Source organism: Streptomyces sp. BI87 (assembly GCF_025957665.1).
In the GTDB taxonomy this organism is placed as follows: domain Bacteria; phylum Actinomycetota; class Actinomycetes; order Streptomycetales; family Streptomycetaceae; genus Streptomyces; species Streptomyces albidoflavus.
The window spans coordinates 3,583,453-3,603,092 of sequence record NZ_CP110079.1 but is presented as its reverse complement, the minus strand read 5'-3'; the positions used below and the strand labels follow the sequence as shown (position 1 = coordinate 3,603,092).

The following is a 19,640-nucleotide window of genomic DNA, read 5'->3' as shown; positions in this document are numbered from 1 at the left end:
GGAGTCGGCTCTGCGGGGGCCTGCCCGGCGGCCCGGAGAGGACGGCGGTCCGCGTGGCCCTGGTTCCCCTGGGCCGGTCAACTCCGGCCCTGCCCACGCGTGATGACGGATGTTAACAGTAGAGATTTTGTGACGGAAGCGTGGGGCACTCGAAACGGAACGGCTGGCGGCGGAGGGCGGGGGAGCCTCCTCGGCGGGGAGGGGGCGGCGCTTCGGGCCCTGGCCGGGTGGAAACGGAAGAGCCCGTCCTCTCCGTGGGAGGAGAGGACGGGCTCTTCGGAGCGGTGGGCTCACCGGCGGGACGCGGTCCCGGCCGGGGTCACCGGCAGGAATCAGCCGTTGCGCTTCCAGCGCGGCTTGTCGTCACGGCGGCCGAAGGAGGACGAGGACGAGGAGGACGGGCCACCCCGGTGGTCGTCACGGCGGCCGTAGGGACGGTCACCGCTGCCACGGTGGCCGCCGGTCGGGCGGTCGTCGCGGCGGTCCCGGTTGAACGGACGGTCGCTGCCACGGTGACCGCCGGAGGGGCGGTCGTCACGGCGGAAGCCGCCACGGTCGTCACGGTCGTCGCGACGGAAGCCGCCCTCGCGACGGTCACCACCACGGAAACCGCCACGGTCACCACCGCGGTCGTCGCGACGGAAACCGCCCTCACGACGGTCACCACCACGGTCGTCCCGACGGAAGCCACCCTCACGACGGTCACCACCACGGAAACCACCACGGTCACCACCGCGGTCGTCGCGACGGAAACCGCCCTCACGACGGTCACCACCACGGTCGTCCCGACGGAAGCCACCCTCACGACGGTCACCACCACGGAAACCACCACGGTCACCACCGCGGTCGTCGCGACGGAAACCGCCCTCACGACGGTCACCACCACGGTCGTCCCGACGGAAGCCACCCTCACGACGGTCGCCGCCGCGGTCGCCCCGGTCGTCCCGGCGGAAGTTGTTGCGCTCCCGCTCGCGCTCGCGCTCCTCGGCGGCGAGCGCCGCCTCGGCCTCGGCCGCGACCTCGGCCTTGGCGGCCTCGGTCACCTCGGCCACGGCGGCCTCCGGGTCGTCACCGCGCTCGCGGGCGGCGCGGGCGGTCAGTCGCTCGGCCTCCTCGCGGAGTTCGGCGGCGCGACGGGTGGCGCGCTCCAGCTGGCGGGTGAGGTCGCCGACCTCACGCTCGGCCTGCTTGGCGGAGTTGTCCGCCGAGTCCGCCTGAACCTCGGTGAGCGAGCGGGCGCCGGTGATCTCGGCGACCTCCGGGTCGAAGACGCCGCTGCCGCCCACGATGTGGCGGGTGGCGTCGACTCCGGCGTCCTCCATGAGGCGGAAGATCTGGCGGCGCTGGTGCGGCAGCGACAGCGACACGACGGTGCCGGAGCGGCCGGCGCGGGCGGTACGGCCCGAGCGGTGCAGGTAGTCCTTGTGGTCGCCGGCGGGGTCGACGTTGAGGACCAGGTCGATGCCGTCGACGTGGATGCCGCGGGCGGCGACGTCGGTGGCGACGAGGACGTTGACGTGGCCGTCCTTGAAGTCGGCCAACGTCCGCGTACGGGCGCCCTGGGTCATGCCGCCGTGCAGCGCGTCGGCCTTCACGCCGGACTCGCGGAGCTGCTCGGCGACACGGTCGGCGCCGAGCTGGGTGCGGACGAAGATGATCGTGCGGCCCTTGCGCGCGGCGATGGCGCCCGTGACGGGGGCCTTGTCGCGCGGCTTCACGATGAGGATGTGGTGGCTCATGGTGGTGACGGCGCCCTGGGCGGCGTCGACCTCGTGGCTCACCGGGTTCTTCAGGTAGCGCTTGACCAGGCTGGAGATCTCGTTCTCCATCGTGGCCGAGAAGAGCATGCGCTGGCCGCCCTCGGGGACCTGGTCGAGCAGCTCGGTGACCTCGGGCATGAAGCCCAGGTCCGACATCTGGTCGGCCTCGTCGAGGATGGCGATCTCGATGTTCTCGAGCGAGCAGGCGCCGCGGTTGATGATGTCGCGCAGACGGCCCGGGGTGGCGACGAGGATGTCGACGCCGCGCTCCAGGGCGTAGATCTGGTTGCCCATCGAGGTGCCGCCGCAGACGACCTTCATGCGCAGGCCGAGGACGTCGCCGTACGGCTGGAGCGCGTCGGCGACCTGCATGGCCAGCTCGCGGGTGGGGGTCAGGATGACGCCGCGCGGCTTCTTCTTCTCGGTGTGGCCGCCCGACAGGGAGGCGAGGAGCGGCAGACCGAAGGAGAGGGTCTTGCCGGAGCCGGTGCGGCCGCGGCCCAGGATGTCCTTGCCCGCCAGCGCGTCCGGGATGGTCGCGGCCTGGATCGGGAAGGGCTTGGTCACACCGTTCTGGGCGAGCTTGCGGACGATGCCCTCGGGCAGGCCGAGGGAGGCGAAGGTCACGCCGTCGTCCTCGGTCTCCGCCTCGTCGTCGGCGGCGTCGGTGGCCTCGGCGTCGAGCTCGGCGGCGTCGGCCTGCGCGGCCTCGTCGGCCTCGGGCAGCTCGGCGGCGGGGATCTCGGCCGTCACGGCCTCGGGGGTGATGGCCTCGGCGGCCGGGATGTCGTCGTGCCGCAGCTGGGACTGCTCGGGCAGGACGGTGTGGTCAGTGCTGGAAACGGACATGCGAAATGCGAAACCTTCCGGAGTCTCGGCACGCGCCCATTACTCCGTGAAGTCGCAACTTGATGAAGTCGCAATCGACCGCCTCAGTGCGGTCCGGCCACGGCTAGGAAAAGAGAACGCGCCACGCGGCGCTGGTCGGCCCCTCCCCTTCGGATGAAAGCGGGGAGAAACAGTGCGCCGGGCAAATGGGATCAAACGATCTACCACCATACGCACCCCTCCCCCGTCGTGGCAAACCCGCAGCCCGGAGCCGTACGTCACCCTTCGCCGGGCCCCTCCGGCCCTTCCGGCCCGTCTGGCTCCGGACCGGGCTCCTCCTCCGGCGCCGGCCCCGGCGCCGACCCCCCCGTCTGCCGGTACAGCGAGGGCGTCCCCGCCGGCCCGCCCCGGCCCTCGCCCCGCCCGTTGTCGTCCGGGGCCTGCGGCGGAGTCCCCCCGCCGGGCTCGCCGGGCTCCTCCGCGGGCGGCGTCGTCGGCCCCGGCTCGGGGTCCGGGCCCGGCTCCTGGGGCGGCGGGGTGCTCGGGTCGGGCTTGGGGTCGGGCCCCTTCGGCGGGTTCGGCGCGGTGCCGCCGCCGCCCGGCCCACCGTGTCCGGGATCACCCGCGCCGGGGGGCCGGGGCGACGGGGTGGGCCCGGACGGCTCGTCGGTCGGCTCGGCGACCCTGCCGTCCTTGCCCCGGACGCGCCGGCCGTCACCGCGGCCCTCCCGCCCGTCGCCCTCGCCGCGCTCGGCCCCGTCCTCGCGCCCGGCGCCGTGGCCGCCGTGGAAGCCGCTGCCGCCGGTGCCGTGCTCCGTCCCGCCGTCGGGGGCGGCCTTGCCGTCCTTCGGGGAGGCGGTGGAGGAGACGGGTGAGGCGTCTTCGGCGTCCTGGCCGACGCTCACGCAGCCGCTCGCCGAGGCGACGGCGGCCACCACGGCGAGGAGTCGGACGGGGCGGGACAACTGGTGCACTTCAGGGCCTCCCGGCGTACGGAGCGGAACTCCCCTGCCCAACTCCCCTCGCGCCGCGCAGGACACGAAAGACGGGCTCGCACGCGACAATGGCCGCGTGCTGGAAATGACTCGCGATGCCTTCGAGGAACTGGTGAGCCAGGCCCTCGACCAGATCCCGCCCGAGCTGACCCGCGTGATGGACAACGTCGCCGTGTTCGTGGAGGACGAACCCGACCCGTCCGACCCGGAGCTCCTCGGCCTCTACGAAGGGACCCCGCTGACCGAGCGCGGCGAGTGGTACGCGGGCGTGCTGCCCGACCGCATCTCCATCTACATGGGCCCCACCCTGCGCTACTGCGACTCCCCCGAGATGGTGGTCGACGAGGTCGCCGTCACCGTCGTCCACGAGATCGCCCACCACTTCGGCATCGACGACGACCGCCTCCACGAACTCGGCTGGGGCTGACCGCCCCCGGACCCACCCGTTCCGCACCGCCGCGCCCCCGCGAACCCCCCGCCGGGGCCCGGCGGGAGGCATGTCCCGGCCCCGCCATGGGCAGGCGCCGGGCATGGCCGACGCGACGGAGGAATCCCCCCGGCGGACCCGCGCCCACCGCGGTCGCCCCGCCCCCAAGAGCCCCACCGGTACCGCGCCCCTCCTGACCGTCCGCCCGAAAGCGGGACCCCTGCGCCGCTGGGCCGGGCTGACCGCCGTGGTCCTGCTGGGCGCGTGGCTCGGCCTCCTCGCGGTCGGCAGCGTGGGCGCCCCGGTCGGCCCCATGGACACCCGGATGACGCTCCGCCCCTCGCTCACCGGCGGCACCAAGATCAACGTCTCGCCGCTCGGCGCCCTGGAGCTCGACTCGCACGTGGCGCCGCTCCGCCTCGACGTCGACGTGGACCGCCTCGACCCGGACCGCTCGGCCGCCCTGGTGCAGAACCCGGCCCTTTTCTCCCAGCTCGGCGACGAGGTCTCCGCCGACGTCCAGGACGGCACCCTGGACCTCGCGCTCCGCTCGGTGACCGCCGTCGTCGTCGGCGCCACCGCGCTCGGCCTGATCGTCTACCGCCGCCCCCGCCGCGCCCTGGCCGCCGGCGGCCTCTCGCTCGCCCTGCTGGCCTCCTGCGGCCTCGCCGCGTACGCCACCTGGAACCCGAAGTCGGTGCTGGAGCCCAAGTTCTCCGGGCTGCTGACCAGCGCCCCCTCGGTGGTCGGCAACGCGCGGTCGATCGTCAGCGAGTTCGACGTCTACCAGAAGGAGCTGGCCCGCCTGGTCACCAACATGACCAAGCTGTACGACGCCACCTCCACCCTCCCCGCCTACCAGCCGGACCCCGGCACCTTGCGGGTCCTGCACGTCTCCGACATCCACCTCAACCCGGCCGCCTGGCACATCATCGAGTCGCTGGTCGAGCAGTACGAGATCGACGTGATCATCGACTCCGGCGACACCATGGACCACGGCTCGGCCGCCGAGAACGCCTTCCTCGACCCGGTGGGCCGGCTCGACGCGCCGTACGTCTGGGTGCGCGGCAACCACGACTCGGCCGCCACCCAGCGCTACCTCGGCAAGTTCAAGAACGTCCGGGTGCTCGACCACGGCAAGGCGGTGAACGTCGGCGGGCTGCGGATAGCCGGGATCGGCGACCCCGCGTACACCCCCGACCGCAGCCAGGAGGCGGCCGGTGACCCCGGGGAGGTGGCGGCCGGGATGAAGCTGGCGGCCGAGCTGCGCCGGCAGGCGGCGGCCGGGACGCCGGTGGACATCGCCGTCGCGCACAACCCGGTCGCGGCCAAGGAGACCGACGGCGAGGTGCCCCTGGTCCTCGCCGGGCACCTGCACAACCGCAAGACGCAGCTGCTGCCCGGCGGCACCCGGCTGCGCATCGAGGGCTCCACCGGCGGCAGCGGCCTGCGCGCCATCGAGCAGGACACCCCCGACCCGGTGATGGCCTCGGTCCTCTACCTCGACCGCGAGAACCGGCAGCTCCAGGCGTGGGACGAGATAAGCCTGGGCGGGCTCGGCCTGAGCACCGCCGAGGTCAGCCGCCACCTCCCCGAGGAGAACCAGCCCGGCGCCAAGCCCTCGCCAGGCGGCTCCAAGAGCCCGTCCCCGGGGCCCTCCACACCCCGCCCCAACCAGTGACCGGGCGGGCCGCGGCGGGCGCGGGCAAAAGCGTTTTGGCGAACCGGCTTGCCATCCCATATGCTTCTCACGTCCCCGACGCGCTGAACCAGCGCCCAGGCGGGCCTCTTAGCCCTCATCGTCTAGTGGCCCAGGACGCCGCCCTTTCAAGGCGGTAGCACGGGTTCGAATCCCGTTGGGGGCACGCATCACCTGTGTGGGACTCGTCCCGCACACATCTGGTCCTGTGGAGCAGTTTGGAGTGCTCGCCACCCTGTCAAGGTGGAGGCCGCGGGTTCAAATCCCGTCAGGACCGCGCTGACCTTCCGAGGTCGCGTGGCTGGGTAGCTCAGTTGGTACGAGCGATCGCCTGAAAAGCGATAGGTCGCCGGTTCGATCCCGGCCCCAGCCACAGAGAAGGGAAGTCCCGGACGCTACGGCGTCCGGGACTTTTCTGCTGTACGCCCCTGCTCAGCGTCGCGGCGACGCCTGATATCAACGCGCATCATGCAGGCATGGCGATGACACTCCACCTCCCCGACGACCTCGACGCGAAGCTCGCCGAACGCAAGCGCACCGGCCGCAGCAAGCAGGCCCTGGCCATCGAGGCGATCCGTGAGGCCGAGGCTCGCGCAGAACTGAACGTGTACGACATCCTCACCGAGCTGATGGACACCGACTCGGAGATCCTGGACCACCTGAAGTGAGCGAAGTCCGCCGCCGGCGTGTTCGGTGGCGAGTTCCGCCCGATCTGCCCGCCGGGCATCCGGTCCCGCCGGTCCAGGAAGCGGGGCCGTTCGTCGAGGCCGTCGCCCAGGACCACTGCGACGTGCCCGTGATCGCCAAGCGGCTCACGGAGTGGGCCCCGGTCCGGTAGTCGCCCCGGGCCACAGCGCCGGCCGGGCCTCCCTTCATCGCCAGGACCCCCTGCCCCCGGGAAACTCGGTCGCCACTTCCCCCGCCGGGGTGAGATCCTGGGATCCGTATGTCTACGATCTCCGACCTTCAGCCCCTGTTGGCCGAGCTGTCGTTGCGCGACGCGCACCGGCTCGGCCGTCGACTGGAGGGCACCCGCCGTATACGCAAGCCGGAGTCCAGGGCGGCCGTCCTGGAGGAGATCAGGGCGGAGGCGGAGAAAGGCGCGGCCAGGATGGCCGAGCGCCGGGCGCGGGTGCCGGAGATCAGCTATCCCGAGCAGCTGCCCGTCAGCCAGAAGAAGGATCTGATCGCGGAGGCGATCCGGGACCACCAGGTGGTCGTCGTCGCCGGTGAGACCGGGTCCGGCAAGACCACCCAGATTCCCAAGATCTGCCTGGAGCTGGGGCGGGGGGTGCGCGGCATGATCGGCCACACGCAGCCGCGCCGGATCGCGGCCCGTACGGTGGCCGAGCGGATCGCCGACGAGCTGGACACGCCGCTCGGCGAGGCGGTCGGCTGGAAGGTGCGCTTCACCGACCAGGTCCGCCAGGACGCCACCTTCATCAAGCTGATGACCGACGGCATCCTGCTCGCGGAGATCCAGACCGACCGCGAGCTGCGCGCCTACGACACGATCATCATCGACGAGGCCCACGAGCGCAGCCTCAACATCGACTTCCTCCTCGGGTACCTGGCGCAGCTGCTGCCGCGCCGGCCCGACCTCAAGGTCGTCATCACCTCCGCGACGATCGAGACCGACCGGTTCGCGCGCCACTTCGGGCCGCGGATGGCGACCGTGGGCGGGAAGGCGGCCGACGAGGACGCCGCCGCGCCGGTGATCGAGGTGAGCGGGCGGACGTACCCGGTGGAGGTGCGGTACCGGCCGCTGCTGGAGGAGGGCGGCGAGGACGCCGACCGCGACCAGGTCACCGCGATCTGCGAGGCGGTCGACGAGCTCCAGGCCGAGGGCCCCGGCGACGTGCTGGTCTTCCTCTCCGGCGAGCGGGAGATCCGCGACACCGCCGACGCGCTGGCCAAGCGGAACCTGCGCGGCACCGAGATCCTGCCGCTCTACGCCCGCCTCTCCCACCAGGAGCAGCACCGCGTCTTCCAGCGCCCCGGCCCGGGCGTCCGCAGCCGTGTCGTGCTGGCGACCAACGTGGCCGAGACCTCGCTGACGGTCCCCGGAATCAAGTACGTCATCGACCCGGGCACCGCGCGCATCTCGCGGTACAGCCACCGCACCAAGGTGCAGCGGCTGCCGATCGAGCCGGTCTCGCAGGCCAGCGCCAACCAGCGCAAGGGCCGCTGCGGCCGTACCTCGGACGGTGTCTGCATCCGGCTCTACTCCGAGGAGGACTTCCTCGCGCGACCGGAGTTCACCGACGCGGAGATCCTGCGGACCAACCTCGCCTCGGTCATCCTGCAGATGACGGCGGCCGGGCTCGGCGACATCGGGCAGTTCCCCTTCATCGACCCGCCGGACCACCGCAACATCCGCGACGGTGTGCAGCTGCTGACCGAACTGGGCGCGCTCGACCCGGCCGAGAAGGACCCGCGCAAGCGGCTGACCGAGCGCGGGCGCCGGCTGGCGCAGCTGCCGGTCGACCCGCGGCTGGCCCGGATGGTGCTGGAGGCCGACCGGAACGGCTGCGTCCGCGAGGTCATGGTGATCGCGGCGGCCCTGTCGATCCAGGACCCGCGCGAGCGGCCCGCCGAGAAGCAGGCGCAGGCCGACCAGCAGCACGCCCGGTTCCGGGACGAGACCAGCGACTTCCTCGGCTTCCTCAACCTCTGGCGGTATCTGCGGGCGCAGCAGAAGGAGCGCTCCTCGTCCGGGTTCCGCCGGATGTGCAAGGCGGAGTACCTCAACTACCTGCGCATCCGCGAGTGGCAGGACATCTACACGCAGCTGCGGACGGTGGCGAAGCAGATGGGCCTGGAGCTGCGCGAGGAGGACGCGGCCGACGAGCCGGTCCACATCTCGCTCCTCTCCGGCCTGCTGTCGCACATCGGCATGAAGGACGTGAAGGAGACCGCGACGCCGGCCGCCTCCGCCGCCAAGCAGGGGCGTGAGGGCGCGCGCGGGGGCCGGAACGAGTATCTGGGCGCCCGGGGCGCGAAGTTCGCGGTCTTCCCCGGTTCGGCGCTCTTCAAGAAGCCGCCGCGGTTCTTGATGTCGGCCGAGCTGGTGGAGACCTCCCGGCTCTGGGCGCGGGTCAACGCCAGGATCGAGCCGGAGTGGGTCGAGCCGCTCGCCGGGCACCTGGTGAAGCGGACGTACAGCGAGCCGCACTGGGAGAAGGATCAGGCCGCCGTGGTCGCCTACGAGAAGGTGACGCTGTACGGCGTGCCGATCGTGGCGCACCGGAAGGTGAACTACGGCCGGATCGACCCGGAGGTCTCCCGGGACCTTTTCATTCGCAACGCCCTGGTCGAGGGTGACTGGCGCACCCACCACCAGTTCTTCGCCGCCAACCGGAAGCTGCTGACCGAGGTCGAGGAGCTGGAGCACCGGGCGCGGCGCCGCGACATCGTGGTCGACGACGAGACGCTCTTCGACTTCTACGACCAGCGGGTCCCGGCCGAGGTGGTCTCCGGCGCCCACTTCGACTCCTGGTGGAAGCGGAAGCAGAAGGAGGAGCCCGAACTCCTCGACTTCGAGCGCTCCATGCTGCTGACGGAGGCGGCGCAGGCGGTCACCAAGGCCGACTATCCGGACTCCTGGCGGCAGGGCGGGCTGAAGTTCCGGGTGACGTACCAGTTCGAGCCGGGGGCGGACGCGGACGGCGTGACCGTGCACATCCCGCTCCAGGTGCTCAACCAGGTCACCGACGAGGGCTTCGACTGGCAGATCCCGGGCCTGCGCGAGGAGGTCGTCACCGAGCTGATCCGCTCGCTGCCGAAGCCGATCCGCCGCCACTACGTGCCCGCGCCCAACTACGCGCAGGCGTTCCTCAAGCGCGCGGCCCCGCTCCAGGAGCCGCTGCCGGTGACGCTGGCGCGCGAGCTCCAGCGGATCGTGGGCGTGCCGGTGACCGGCGACGACTTCGACACCTCGCGCGTCCCCGACCACCTGAAGATCACCTTCCGGGTCGTCGACGAGCGGCGCCGCGCCCTCGCCGAGGACAAGGACCTGGAGGCGCTCAAGCTCAAGCTGCGCCCCAAGGCCCGCCAGGCGCTCTCGAAGGCGGCCGCCGCGACGGCCGAGCGTTCCGGCGGCCCTTCGATCGAGCGGTCGGGGCTGACCGACTGGACGATCGGCAAGCTGCCGGAGGTCTTCGAGACGCGCCGGGCCGGCCAGCCGGTCAAGGCGTACCCGGCCCTGGTCGACGAGGGTTCCTCGGTCGCCGTCCGCCTCTTCGACTCGCCCGCCGAGCAGCGGCAGGCGATGCGGCGCGGCATCCGGCGGCTGATCCTGCTCAACATCCCGGTCAACCCGGCCAAGTTCGCCGCCGACCGGCTCACCAACCAGCAGAAGCTCAACCTCTCGGCCAACCCGCACGGCTCCGTCCAGGCCCTCTTCGAGGACTGCGCGACGGCCGCCGCCGACCGCCTCATCGCCGACCACGGCGGCCCCGCCTGGGACGAGGAGGCGTACCGGAAGCTGTACGAGAAGGTGCGCGCGGACCTGGTGGACACCACGCTGCGGGCGATCCAGCAGGTCCAGCAGGTACTGGCGGCCTGGGGCGCGGTGGAGCGGCGGCTGAAGTCGACCCGTTCGCCGGCGCTGCTGGCCAACCTCGCCGACGTCCGCGAGCAGGTCTCGGCGCTGATTCACCCGGGCTTCGTCACGGAGGCAGGGCTCGGTCGTCTGCCGGACCTCAAGCGCTACCTGGTCGCGGCCGACCGGCGCCTGGCGCAGATGCCGACCGGGGTGCAGCGGGACACGACGCGGATGGCCAAGGTCAAGGAGATGCAGGACGAGTACGCGTGGCTGCTGGAGCAGTTGCCGCAGGGCAGACCGGTACCGAAGGAGGTGCTGGAGATCCGCTGGATGATCGAGGAACTCCGGGTCAGCTACTTCGCGCACGCCCTCGGGACGGCGTACCCGGTCTCCGACAAACGCATCGTGAAGGCGGTGGACGCGGCGGCCCCGTGAGGCCGGCGGGGCCTGCGGGACGGGCGCCGGAAGCGTGAGCGTGCGGTCGCTGAGAGCGAGTTCGCGTGGTGGGCCGGGACTGGGGTAGAGTCCTGTCTCGCAGCACGGCGCGGAAACGAGCGGTGCGCACCAGCAAGGTCCTGTGGAGCAGTTTGGAGTGCTCGCCACCCTGTCAAGGTGGAGGCCGCGGGTTCAAATCCCGTCAGGACCGCAGTGGAGGCCCCACATCTTCGGATGTGGGGCCTTCTTCGTTGTCCCGCACGGGAGTTGGCCGTGCGCGCGCCGTCTTGACGGTCCGTGCGGGCGCCGGTACTCAGGCAGCGGGGCCCGGCGTGGCCGCGCCGCGCGCCCCGGGGAGGTGACCCGTGCCGGAGTCCGCCAAAGCCGCTCTGCCGCCCGCCGAGGGCCCTGACCCACTCAGCACGGAACGGTCGGCCCGCGAGGCCGCCCCGGGGCCCCTCGCGGGCACCCAGGGCCCGTCGGCCGCCCGCCCGCGCCATGCGACCCGCGCCCTGCTCCGCGCCCACCTGGCGGCCGCCGTCGGCACGCGCCACCGAACCGGACGGTGCGCGGTCTGCGGGCGGCTGCGACGGCTGGCGGAGGCCGGTGCGGCCTTAGGTGACGAAGGTCCCGCCACCGGATGACGGAGGACGGCCGCGCGTGGGCGCCGACGGTGCCAGGGTGGGGGTGAGCGGCCGGCGCCCGGGAAGGCGGTCCCCAATAGTGCAACCGTCGCCCGCAGGACAAGACGGGCGCCATGTGACGGGTGTCACCGAAAGAGTTTCTGAAGGGGAGCACTTTAACCGCCCCATACAACCGATCAATTTAATATGTGCAATTGCACCAGCCCCGGAGGCTACCGACGAGTTCCCCGAGGAGCCCTCCCCGGCCCGGGCTCCCGCTGGGCCGACCCCGCCCGCGGAGTCCCCCAGGAGGCCCGTACGGGACAGATCCGCGCAGGTGCGAGGGGTGCGCCGGGCGGAGCCGGGGGGCGGTCCGGAAGCGCCGGCGGGCGGGCGCGAGCGGCCCGCGGACACAAGAAGATCGCGCTGGACCCGGCGGAGTCCAGCGCGATCAGAACGACTTACCCGTGGGGTACGGGAGACGGGGTCCGTTGGGGCGGACCGCCGCGTCGTGTGGAGCTATGGGGTGCTGTGCGAGGCCGTGACGGGCGCACGCCGGGTTGGGGGACCCGGAAACGCCCTGTTTCAGGCGGTTTTTCAGGCTTCGCTGCGCTGCTGCGGGATGCCCGCGAGCAGCGCGCGGACCTCGGCCTCGCGGTAACGGCGGTGTCCGCCGAGCGTGCGGATCGACGTGAGCTTGCCAGCCTTCGCCCAGCGCGTGACCGTCTTGGGGTCGACACGGAACATCGTGGCGACCTCAGCGGGGGTCAGCAGCGGCTCGGCATCAGGGGTGCGAGCGGTCATGAGCGGCCTCCTCGGGAGAACCGAACCTTCTCGGTTCTTTCCTCTAAATTCTGCACCTTGACCCACGTTGCCCGAAATGGCGGACGCGGGTCGAGTCGGTTATAGGACGAACGGCTTGTCCTCGGCACTACAACTACACCATCCGTCCAGCCACGTCGGCCAAACCGATGGAATTGCCCTCTCAGGTGGCCATCAGCGGCGGTAAGCCGATGGACCGTGTCATAGCGGACAGTCACACCCCCGTGACGATCAGTCACAGGAGTGATCAGGAGCCACCACACCGCCCAAAGAGCACAAGGGTGAGCAATCCGCCCCTAGTTGGGCGAATGGAGCCCGCACCGGGCTCCTTGTCCTATTTTGGCACGAGGGCGGGGGAAGGACGCAAGATTCCGTCTCCGTGGGTTCCCTCACGTTTGAGGCATACGCCCGGATCGGGACCTAGGACCTAGGTCCTCCTCGGGGCCGTCGGTCCAGGCCGCCGGCCGCCTCAGTTGGCGAACTGCCTCTCGCGGACCGCACGCCACCGCTCGACGAGCCGCGCGTACGCCTCGCCCGCCACCACGTCGTCGCCGACGCCCAGGGCGCGGATGCCCGAGGCGACGTCGGCCGCGGAACGGTCGGCGTCGAGCACCTCCGGCGGGAGCACGTGCACCAGCCCGCCGTAGTCCAGCTCGACCAGCGCCCGCGGATGGAACTCCTCCAGCCACCGCCCTACATCTACCAGGCTCGTCACCAGCGGCCCCCCGGCCTGCCGCGCCCCCCGCTCGGAGGGATCGGCCGCGGCCACGCTGTCGCGCAGCGCGCGCAGCCCGCGGGCCACCCGGCGGCGAGCCTGAGCCATCGGGGTGCGGTAGCGCAGCAGCGGAGCCTCGCCCTCCGCACCCCGGTCGTACTCCCGGTCCTCGTCGCCGACCAGCACGAACCAGCTGAGCGGGACCGACCAGGCGGCCTGCCTGATCCAGGCGCGGGCGTCGGGGTGGCGCTCCAGGTGGCGGGCGTGGTCGGCGGCGGCCTGTTCGCGGACGGCCGGGGGCAGGGCGGCGTCCAGCACCGTCGGCGGGAAGAGCTCGGCCGTCTCGCCGAGCGCCTCCCAGCACCGCAGCCGGGTCGTCCAGGGGCAGATCAGCGGGGTGTCGCCGGACCAGAGCACGAAGGCGTCGGTGCTCTCCCGCTCCGGGGCGGGCAGCGGCGGCGTCGCCAGCACGGCGGTGAGCCGGGCCCGCAGCTCCTCCTCGACGGCCGGCGGCTCGGCCTCGTGGGCGTACCGCTCCCAGTGGCCGCGATCGGGTTCGGGGAACGCGCCGAGCGGTTCGTAGACCCGCAGGTACGACGCGTACGGAAACCTCACCGCGGACACCTGGGGCACCCCGCTCCCTCCCTGTGACACCGGCTCGGACTTCTCGCGCATCGTGCCACGCGGGGCCACCCGGGCGAGGGAAGATCGGGCTCGGGGGACGACCGCGGCACGGGCTCGTTCTACCCTCATGCCACGGCGTCCGCCACCTTTACGGACTCCGCCCATCCGCCGCATCTCACCGGGAGTCACCACCGTGACCGACGTATCCGACGGCGTCCTGCACACCCTGTTCCGTTCGGAGCAGGGCGGCCACGAGCAGGTCGTGCTCGTCCAGGACCGAAGCAGCGGCCTCAAGGCCGTCATCGCCCTCCACAGCACCGCCCTGGGCCCGGCCCTCGGCGGCACGCGCTTCTACCCCTACGCCGACGAGGCCGAGGCGGTCGCCGACGCGCTCAACCTCGCGCGCGGCATGTCGTACAAGAACGCCCTCGCCGGGCTCGACCACGGCGGCGGCAAGGCCGTGATCATCGGGGACCCCGAGCGCGACAAGACCGAGGAACTGCTGCTGGCCTACGGCCGGGCCGTCGCCTCGCTCGGCGGCCGGTACGTCACCGCCTGCGACGTCGGCACCTACGTGGCCGACATGGACGTGGTCGCCCGCGAGAACGAGTGGACCACCGGCCGCTCCCCCGAGAACGGCGGCGCCGGCGACTCCTCGGTCCTGACCGCCTTCGGCGTCTACCAGGGCATGCGCGCCTCGGCCCAGCACCAGTGGGGCGACCCCTCGCTGCGCGGGCGCAAGGTGGGCGTGGCCGGGATCGGCAAGGTCGGGCGGCACCTGGTCGGCCACCTCCTGGCGGAGGGCGCCGAGGTCGTCATCACCGACGTCCGCGAGGAGGCCGTGCGGCTCATCACCGAGCGGCACCCCGAGGTCACGGCCGTCCCCGACACCGAGGCGCTGATCCGCACGGCCGGGCTCGACGTCTACGCGCCGTGCGCCCTCGGCGGCGCCCTGAACGACGCGTCCGTCCCGGTCCTCACCGCCCAGGTGGTCTGCGGCGCCGCCAACAACCAGCTCGCCCACCCCGGCATCGAGAAGGATCTCGCCGACCGCGGCATCCTCTACGCGCCGGACTACGTGGTGAACGCCGGAGGCGTCATCCAGGTCGCGGACGAGCTGCACGGCTTCGACTTCGACCGCTGCAAGCAGAAGGCGGCGAAGATCTTCGACACGACGCTGGAGATCTTCGCACGTGCGAAGTCCGACGGCGTGCCCCCGGCGGCCGCCGCCGACCGGCTCGCCGAACAGCGCATGGCGGAGGGCCGCCGGGCCTGACCCGACCCCCGGACGGACGATCATTTCCGGCCAATTTTCCCCCGTCGCCGAGGTGTGCGGCGGGGGATTCGGCTGCGTCGGGAAGGGCGGAGGGGCCCGGGAGGGTTACGGGACGTAACCGGTCGAAACGCCCGGGAGCGGGAAGGGTCGCGCGGGTGTGCGCGGCGGCCGGCGCGGGCCGGGGAAACGGCGTGCCAGCAGGGCGATCACGCTTCGCCCGTCGTGCGATCACGCTCTGAACAGGCCCGGGAGCGGCGCACGCGGGCGCGGGAGGCCGGTTGGTCAGGTACCGGTCAGGGCGATCGGCGCACCCGGCCGGGGCGAGACAAGACTCACGCCCGTCGGCGGGTCGCCGTCGGCGGGCGGGTTAAACTCGCAGCTGACCAGCGAGGACAGGGGCTCCTCGACGGTGCTGACCACCGGTCCGTCCGGTGGGCGGCGTACCGGATGCACGCGGAAGCAGGTACCGTTGAAGCCCTACGGGCACGGACTCCCCACGGAGAGTCCGTCTCGAAACATGAACGCGTGTCAAGACTCTGGGGCCGTCGAGCCCCGTCACCGAGGGGGTCGAGCCATGGGGCGCGGCCGGGCCAAGGCCAAGCAGACAAAGGTCGCCCGCCAGCTGAAGTACAACAGCGGCGGGACTGACCTGTCGCGTCTGGCCAGCGAGCTGGGCGCATCGACTTCGAGTCAGCCTCCGAACGGCGAGCCGTTCGAGGACGACGAGGACGAGGACCCGTACGCACAGTACGCGGATTTGTACAACGACGACGAGGACGAGGACGACGAGTCCGGTCCCGCGTCGAAGCAACGCCGCGGCGCTTGACTTCGCACTGAGCACCCGGTCAGGGACCACCCAGGTCCCGGACCGGGTTCTGTGTTGTCCTGCGCGACAACGGACCGAGTGAGCGAGCGCGTGGTGCGAGCCACGCGCTGAAACGTGCGTACCCGCGCACCGCGCGGCCACCCGGGGACCGCCGCCCGAGCGGCGCCGGTCCCGGGCCGGGCCGGCGACGGCGCGATCCGCGCCACCGCCCTCGGTCCCGTCGGCAGCTTCCGGGCCGGTCGGCCCGCCCCTGCCGTCTTCATCGAAGCCATGATCGTCCTACCTGGTCACCGCCGTCGGCGGGTGCCGCGCCGTGACCGGGTGGCCACGGCGCGGCACCGTTCGCCTCAGGCCGCGTAGTCACCCGTCAGGGTCGCGCCGGTCGCCTCGTCGCCGCGCCGGGTGATCTCGCCGGCCACCCAGGCGTCGACCCCGCGGTCCCGCAGCGTGGTCAGGGCGATCTCGACCGAGCCGGCCGGGACGACGGCCATCATGCCGACGCCCATGTTCAGCGTCTTCTCCAGTTCGAGCCGCTCCACCTGGCCGGCCTTGCCGATCAGGTCGAAGACGGGGGCCGGGGTCCAGGTCGTCCGGTCGATCCTGGCGTGCAGCCCGTCCGGGACGACCCGGGCCAGGTTGGCGGCGAGGCCGCCGCCGGTGATGTGCGAGAAGGCGTGGACCGCGGTGGTGCGGGTCAGCGCCAGGCAGTCGAGCGAGTAGATCTTGGTCGGCTCCAGCAGCTCCTCGCCGAGGGAGCGGCCGAACTCCGGCACCTCCCGGTCCAGGCTCCAGCCGGCCCGGTCGAAGACCACGTGGCGGACGAGCGAGTACCCGTTGGAGTGAAGACCGGAGGAGGCCATCGCGATCACCGCATCGCCCTCGCGGATGCGGTCCGGGCCGAGCAGCCGCTCGGCCTCGACGACGCCGGTGCCCGCGCCCGCCACGTCGAAGTCGTCCGGCCCGAGCAGCCCCGGGTGCTCGGCGGTCTCGCCGCCGACCAGCGCGCACCCGGCGAGGACGCAGCCCTCGGCGATGCCCTTGACGATGGCGGCGACCCGCTCGGGGTGGACCTTGCCGACGCAGATGTAGTCGGTCATGAAGAGCGGCTCGGCCCCGCAGACCACGATGTCGTCCATGACCATGGCGACCAGGTCGTGGCCGATGGTGTCGTAGACGCCGAGCTGCCGGGCGAGGTCGACCTTGGTGCCGACGCCGTCGGTGGCGGAGGCGAGCAGCGGCCGCTCGTACCCCTTGAGGGCGGAGGCGTCGAAGAGGCCGGCGAAGCCGCCGATGCCGCCGAGGACCTCGGGGCGCCGGGTCTTGCGCACCCAGTCCTTCATCAGCTCGACCGCGCGGTCACCCGCTTCGATGTCGACGCCGGCGGCGGCGTACGAGGCTCCGGTGGGGGTTTCAGACATGGCTGGGACTTTCGTGTCGGCCGGCCCGGCGGCCCGCCCGTGCCGTCGGCGGTGACGGCACGCGGCGGAGGGGCGGCGGGGCTACCTGCTACGGGCGGCGGAGGGCGTCGGCGGCGTCGGCGCCGCCCGCCAGCTCGGTCTCCAGGAGCTGCTTGCCGAGCAGCTCGGGGTCGGGCAGCGTCATCGGGTATTCACCGTCGAAGCAGGCCCGGCAGAGGTTCGGCTTGTCGATGGTGGTGGCCTCGATCATCGAGTCGATCGAGATGTACGCCAGCGAGTCGGCCCCCATGGAGGTGCCGATCTCCTCGACGGTCATGCCGTTGGCGATCAGCTCTGCGCGGGTCGCGAAGTCGATGCCGAAGAAGCAGGGCCACTTGACCGGCGGCGAGGAGATGCGGATGTGCACCTCGGCCGCGCCGGCCTCACGGAGCATCCGGACCAGGGCCCGCTGGGTGTTGCCGCGGACGATCGAGTCGTCGACGACGACCAGCCGCTTGCCTCTGATGACTTCCTTGAGCGGGTTGAGCTTGAGGCGGATGCCGAGCTGGCGGATGGTCTGCGAGGGCTGGATGAAGGTCCGGCCGACGTAGGCGTTCTTGACCAGTCCGGCGCCGAAGGGGATGCCGCTGGCCTCCGCGTACCCGATGGCGGCCGGCGTGCCGGACTCCGGGGTCGCTATGACCAGGTCGGCCTCGGCCGGGGCCTCGGCGGCGAGGCGGCGGCCCATCTCGACGCGCGAGAGGTAGACGTTCCGGCCGGCGATGTCGGTGTCGGGGCGGGCCAGGTAGACGTACTCGAAGACGCAGCCCTTCGGCTTGGCCTCGGCGAAGCGGGAGCTGCGCAGGCCGTTCTCGTCGATGGCGACGAGTTCGCCGGGCTCGATCTCGCGGACGAAGCTGGCGCCGCAGATGTCGAGGGCGGCGCTCTCGCTGGCGACCACCCAGCCGCGCTCCAGGCGGCCGAGGACCAGCGGGCGGATGCCCTGCGGGTCGCGGGCGGCGTAGAGGGTGTGCTCGTCCATGAAGACGAGCGAGAAGGCGCCCTTGACGTCGGGGAGGACCTTGGCGGCGGCGTCCTCGAGAGTGAGGGGCTTGCCGTCGTCGTCCGTCTGCCCGGCGAGGAGCGCCGTGATCAGGTCGGTGTCGTTGGTGGCCGCGACCTGGGTGGCCCGGCCGTTCTCCTTCGGCAGCGCGGCGACCATCTCGGCCAGCTCGACCGTGTTGACCAGGTTGCCGTTGTGGCCGAGGGCGATCGATCCGTGCGCGGTGGCGCGGAACGTCGGCTGGGCGTTCTCCCACACCGAGGCACCGGTGGTGGAGTAGCGGGCGTGGCCCACCGCGATGTGGCCCGTCAGGGAGCCGAGGGAAGTCTCGTCGAAGACCTGGGAGACAAGGCCCATGTCCTTGAAGACGAGGATCTGGGAGCCGTTGCTGACCGCGATTCCCGCGGACTCCTGGCCCCGGTGTTGGAGGGCGTACAGCCCGAAGTAGGAGAGCTTGGCGACCTCTTCGCCCGGAGCCCAGACACCGAAGACGCCGCAAGCGTCCTGGGGGCCTTTCTCACCGGGGAGCAGATCGTGATTAAGGAGACCGTCACCACGTGGCACGCCTCCGAGTGTAGGCGAGATCGACCACCGGGCCGAATGGGGGACCCCGTCTTTTCTGGAGCACACCCGTGTGACCTGCGGGTTCTCCGGGCGGATGGAGAAGTGTGAGGTATCGCTCCCCGTCCGTCCGCCCGGAGGCGGGGCCGGTCAGGCGAGGACGGGCAGCAGGGCCGAGATGTCGGCGCGCTCGCCGCCCGCCGTGAGGTGCCCGCCGTCGACCGCCTCGGCCCAGCTGGTGCGGCCCGCCGCGAGCCGCACCCAGGTCAGCGGGTCGGTCTCGACCACGTTGGGCGGGGTACCCCGGGTGTGCCGGGGGCCCGCGACGCACTGCACGACGGCGTACGGCGGCACGCGGACCTCGACCGAGCCGCCGGGGGCCTTGGCGGCCAGCGCGTCCGCGAGGACCCGCACCACGGCGGCCAGCGCCTGGCGGTCGAGCGGGATGTCGAAGCCGGTGGCGCGCCGCAGGTCGTCGGAGTGGACGACCAGTTCCACGGCGCGGGTGACGAGGAAGTCGGTGAAGGTCATCGCGCCGGCCCGGGCGGCGATGATCCGGTCCAGCGGGACGTCGGCCAGCAGCCGGGCGAAGTCCGCGGTGGCCTGGGTGTACCGCTCGACCGGATCCTGGTCCGCGGCGGCCAGGCGGGCGGACCGGGCGTTGGACTCGGCGCGGGAGCCGGTGCCGGCCGCCCAGTCGAGCAGCCGGACCTCCGCGGCGGCCGGGGCGGGTTCGACCAGGCCCGAGCGGAGCCCGTCGACGCCGGTCGCGAGGTGCGCGACGAGTTCGGCGACGCTCCAGTCGCCGAGTCCGCTGGGGGCGCCCAGCTGGTCGGGGCGGAGCACGCGGACGGCCCCGGCGACGTGCGCGGCCTGCGCGAGCACGGCGGCGCGGGTCTTCACCGGGTCGTACGAACGGGAACGGCGTGCGGAGGCTGCTGGCATGGGGCCGAGACTACGACGCCCGGGGGCGGATGTGGGGCCCGGGTGAAGATACGGCCCCCGGGCGGTGACCGGTTGTCTCCTGCAGCTTCCCGTTATGG

The 19,640-nt window shown here is 72.3% G+C and carries 14 protein-coding genes and 4 tRNA genes; 11 read left to right on the top strand and 7 right to left on the bottom strand.

Features of this window, described 5'->3' with window-relative positions; all coding sequences use genetic code 11:
• Positions 1-332 precede the first annotated feature (332 nt).
• Positions 333-2,609, bottom strand: coding sequence for a DEAD/DEAH box helicase (locus OIM89_RS15890; RefSeq protein WP_151168906.1), 2,277 nt, complete (start codon positions 2,607-2,609; stop codon positions 333-335).
• A 257-nt stretch (positions 2,610-2,866) separates the two neighbouring features.
• On the bottom strand, positions 2,867-3,562 hold the full coding sequence (locus tag OIM89_RS15885; RefSeq protein WP_195730774.1) for a hypothetical protein: 696 nt from the start codon (positions 3,560-3,562) through the stop codon (positions 2,867-2,869).
• 97 nt (positions 3,563-3,659) lie between these two features.
• On the opposite strand from OIM89_RS15885, the gene OIM89_RS15880 reads away from it, so the two are divergent.
• The 9 genes from OIM89_RS15880 (at position 3,660) to OIM89_RS15840 (ending at position 11,334) form a co-directional block, all read left to right on the top strand.
• Positions 3,660-4,010, top strand: coding sequence for a metallopeptidase family protein (locus OIM89_RS15880; protein ID WP_023418183.1), 351 nt, complete (start codon positions 3,660-3,662; stop codon positions 4,008-4,010).
• Between the two features lie 103 nt (positions 4,011-4,113).
• A complete protein-coding gene (locus tag OIM89_RS15875) occupies positions 4,114-5,691 on the top strand; it encodes a metallophosphoesterase family protein (protein ID WP_030699398.1) in 1,578 nt (525 codons plus the stop codon).
• A 111-nt stretch (positions 5,692-5,802) separates the two neighbouring features.
• Positions 5,803-5,875 (top strand) — tRNA-Glu (locus OIM89_RS15870).
• Positions 5,876-5,911: 36 nt separating this feature from the next.
• Positions 5,912-5,986, top strand: a tRNA-Asp gene (locus tag OIM89_RS15865).
• A 22-nt stretch (positions 5,987-6,008) separates the two neighbouring features.
• Positions 6,009-6,082, top strand: a tRNA-Phe gene (locus tag OIM89_RS15860).
• Between the two features lie 103 nt (positions 6,083-6,185).
• Positions 6,186-6,377: a hypothetical protein gene (locus OIM89_RS15855; RefSeq protein WP_030699397.1), complete on the top strand. Its 192-nt coding sequence runs from the start codon at positions 6,186-6,188 to the stop codon at positions 6,375-6,377.
• 278 nt (positions 6,378-6,655) lie between these two features.
• Entirely contained in the window at positions 6,656-10,690 is a 4,035-nt protein-coding gene (hrpA, locus tag OIM89_RS15850; RefSeq protein ID WP_264491374.1) for an ATP-dependent RNA helicase HrpA, read from the top strand.
• Between the two features lie 136 nt (positions 10,691-10,826).
• A tRNA-Asp gene (locus OIM89_RS15845) sits at positions 10,827-10,901 on the top strand.
• Positions 10,902-11,055: 154 nt separating this feature from the next.
• Positions 11,056-11,334 carry a DUF6274 family protein gene (locus OIM89_RS15840; RefSeq protein WP_047466499.1) on the top strand — a complete coding sequence of 93 codons (279 nt, stop codon included), beginning with the start codon at positions 11,056-11,058 and terminating at the stop codon, positions 11,332-11,334.
• A gap of 576 nt (positions 11,335-11,910) precedes the next feature.
• Here OIM89_RS15840 and bldC read toward each other — a convergent pair.
• Positions 11,911-12,117, bottom strand: coding sequence for a developmental transcriptional regulator BldC (gene bldC / locus OIM89_RS15835; protein ID WP_003949541.1), 207 nt, complete (start codon positions 12,115-12,117; stop codon positions 11,911-11,913).
• A 487-nt stretch (positions 12,118-12,604) separates the two neighbouring features.
• Positions 12,605-13,483, bottom strand: coding sequence for a hypothetical protein (locus OIM89_RS15830; protein ID WP_030699394.1), 879 nt, complete (start codon positions 13,481-13,483; stop codon positions 12,605-12,607).
• Between the two features lie 184 nt (positions 13,484-13,667).
• Here OIM89_RS15830 and OIM89_RS15825 point away from each other — a divergent pair, with 184 nt between their 5' ends.
• Positions 13,668-14,750 carry a Leu/Phe/Val dehydrogenase gene (locus OIM89_RS15825; RefSeq protein WP_030699393.1) on the top strand — a complete coding sequence of 361 codons (1,083 nt, stop codon included), beginning with the start codon at positions 13,668-13,670 and terminating at the stop codon, positions 14,748-14,750.
• 574 nt (positions 14,751-15,324) lie between these two features.
• Positions 15,325-15,576 (top strand): DUF3073 domain-containing protein, encoded by a 252-nt coding sequence (locus OIM89_RS15820; protein ID WP_008409756.1) that lies wholly within the window; start codon positions 15,325-15,327, stop codon positions 15,574-15,576.
• Positions 15,577-15,923: 347 nt separating this feature from the next.
• Here OIM89_RS15820 and purM read toward each other — a convergent pair whose 3' ends face one another.
• The 3 genes from purM to OIM89_RS15805 form a co-directional block, all read right to left on the bottom strand.
• Positions 15,924-16,994 carry a phosphoribosylformylglycinamidine cyclo-ligase gene (gene purM, locus OIM89_RS15815; RefSeq protein WP_030699392.1) on the bottom strand — a complete coding sequence of 357 codons (1,071 nt, stop codon included), beginning with the start codon at positions 16,992-16,994 and terminating at the stop codon, positions 15,924-15,926.
• Between the two features lie 88 nt (positions 16,995-17,082).
• Positions 17,083-18,600 (bottom strand): amidophosphoribosyltransferase, encoded by a 1,518-nt coding sequence (purF, locus tag OIM89_RS15810; protein ID WP_264491373.1) that lies wholly within the window; start codon positions 18,598-18,600, stop codon positions 17,083-17,085.
• Between the two features lie 147 nt (positions 18,601-18,747).
• A complete protein-coding gene (locus tag OIM89_RS15805; protein ID WP_030699391.1) occupies positions 18,748-19,542 on the bottom strand; it encodes a maleylpyruvate isomerase family mycothiol-dependent enzyme in 795 nt (264 codons plus the stop codon).
• Positions 19,543-19,640: the final 98 nt, after the last annotated feature.

Coding starts and splice junctions, on each gene's coding strand:
- OIM89_RS15890 (WP_151168906.1), bottom strand. CDS start 2,609: ATGTCCGTTTCCAGCACTGACCACACCGTCCTGCCCGAGCAGTCCCAG.
- OIM89_RS15875 (WP_030699398.1), top strand. CDS start 4,114: ATGGCCGACGCGACGGAGGAATCCCCCCGGCGGACCCGCGCCCACCGC.
- OIM89_RS15855 (WP_030699397.1), top strand. CDS start 6,186: ATGGCGATGACACTCCACCTCCCCGACGACCTCGACGCGAAGCTCGCC.
- hrpA (WP_264491374.1), top strand. CDS start 6,656: ATGTCTACGATCTCCGACCTTCAGCCCCTGTTGGCCGAGCTGTCGTTG.
- bldC (WP_003949541.1), bottom strand. CDS start 12,117: ATGACCGCTCGCACCCCTGATGCCGAGCCGCTGCTGACCCCCGCTGAG.
- OIM89_RS15820 (WP_008409756.1), top strand. CDS start 15,325: ATGGGGCGCGGCCGGGCCAAGGCCAAGCAGACAAAGGTCGCCCGCCAG.
- purM (WP_030699392.1), bottom strand. CDS start 16,994: ATGTCTGAAACCCCCACCGGAGCCTCGTACGCCGCCGCCGGCGTCGAC.
- OIM89_RS15805 (WP_030699391.1), bottom strand. CDS start 19,542: ATGCCAGCAGCCTCCGCACGCCGTTCCCGTTCGTACGACCCGGTGAAG.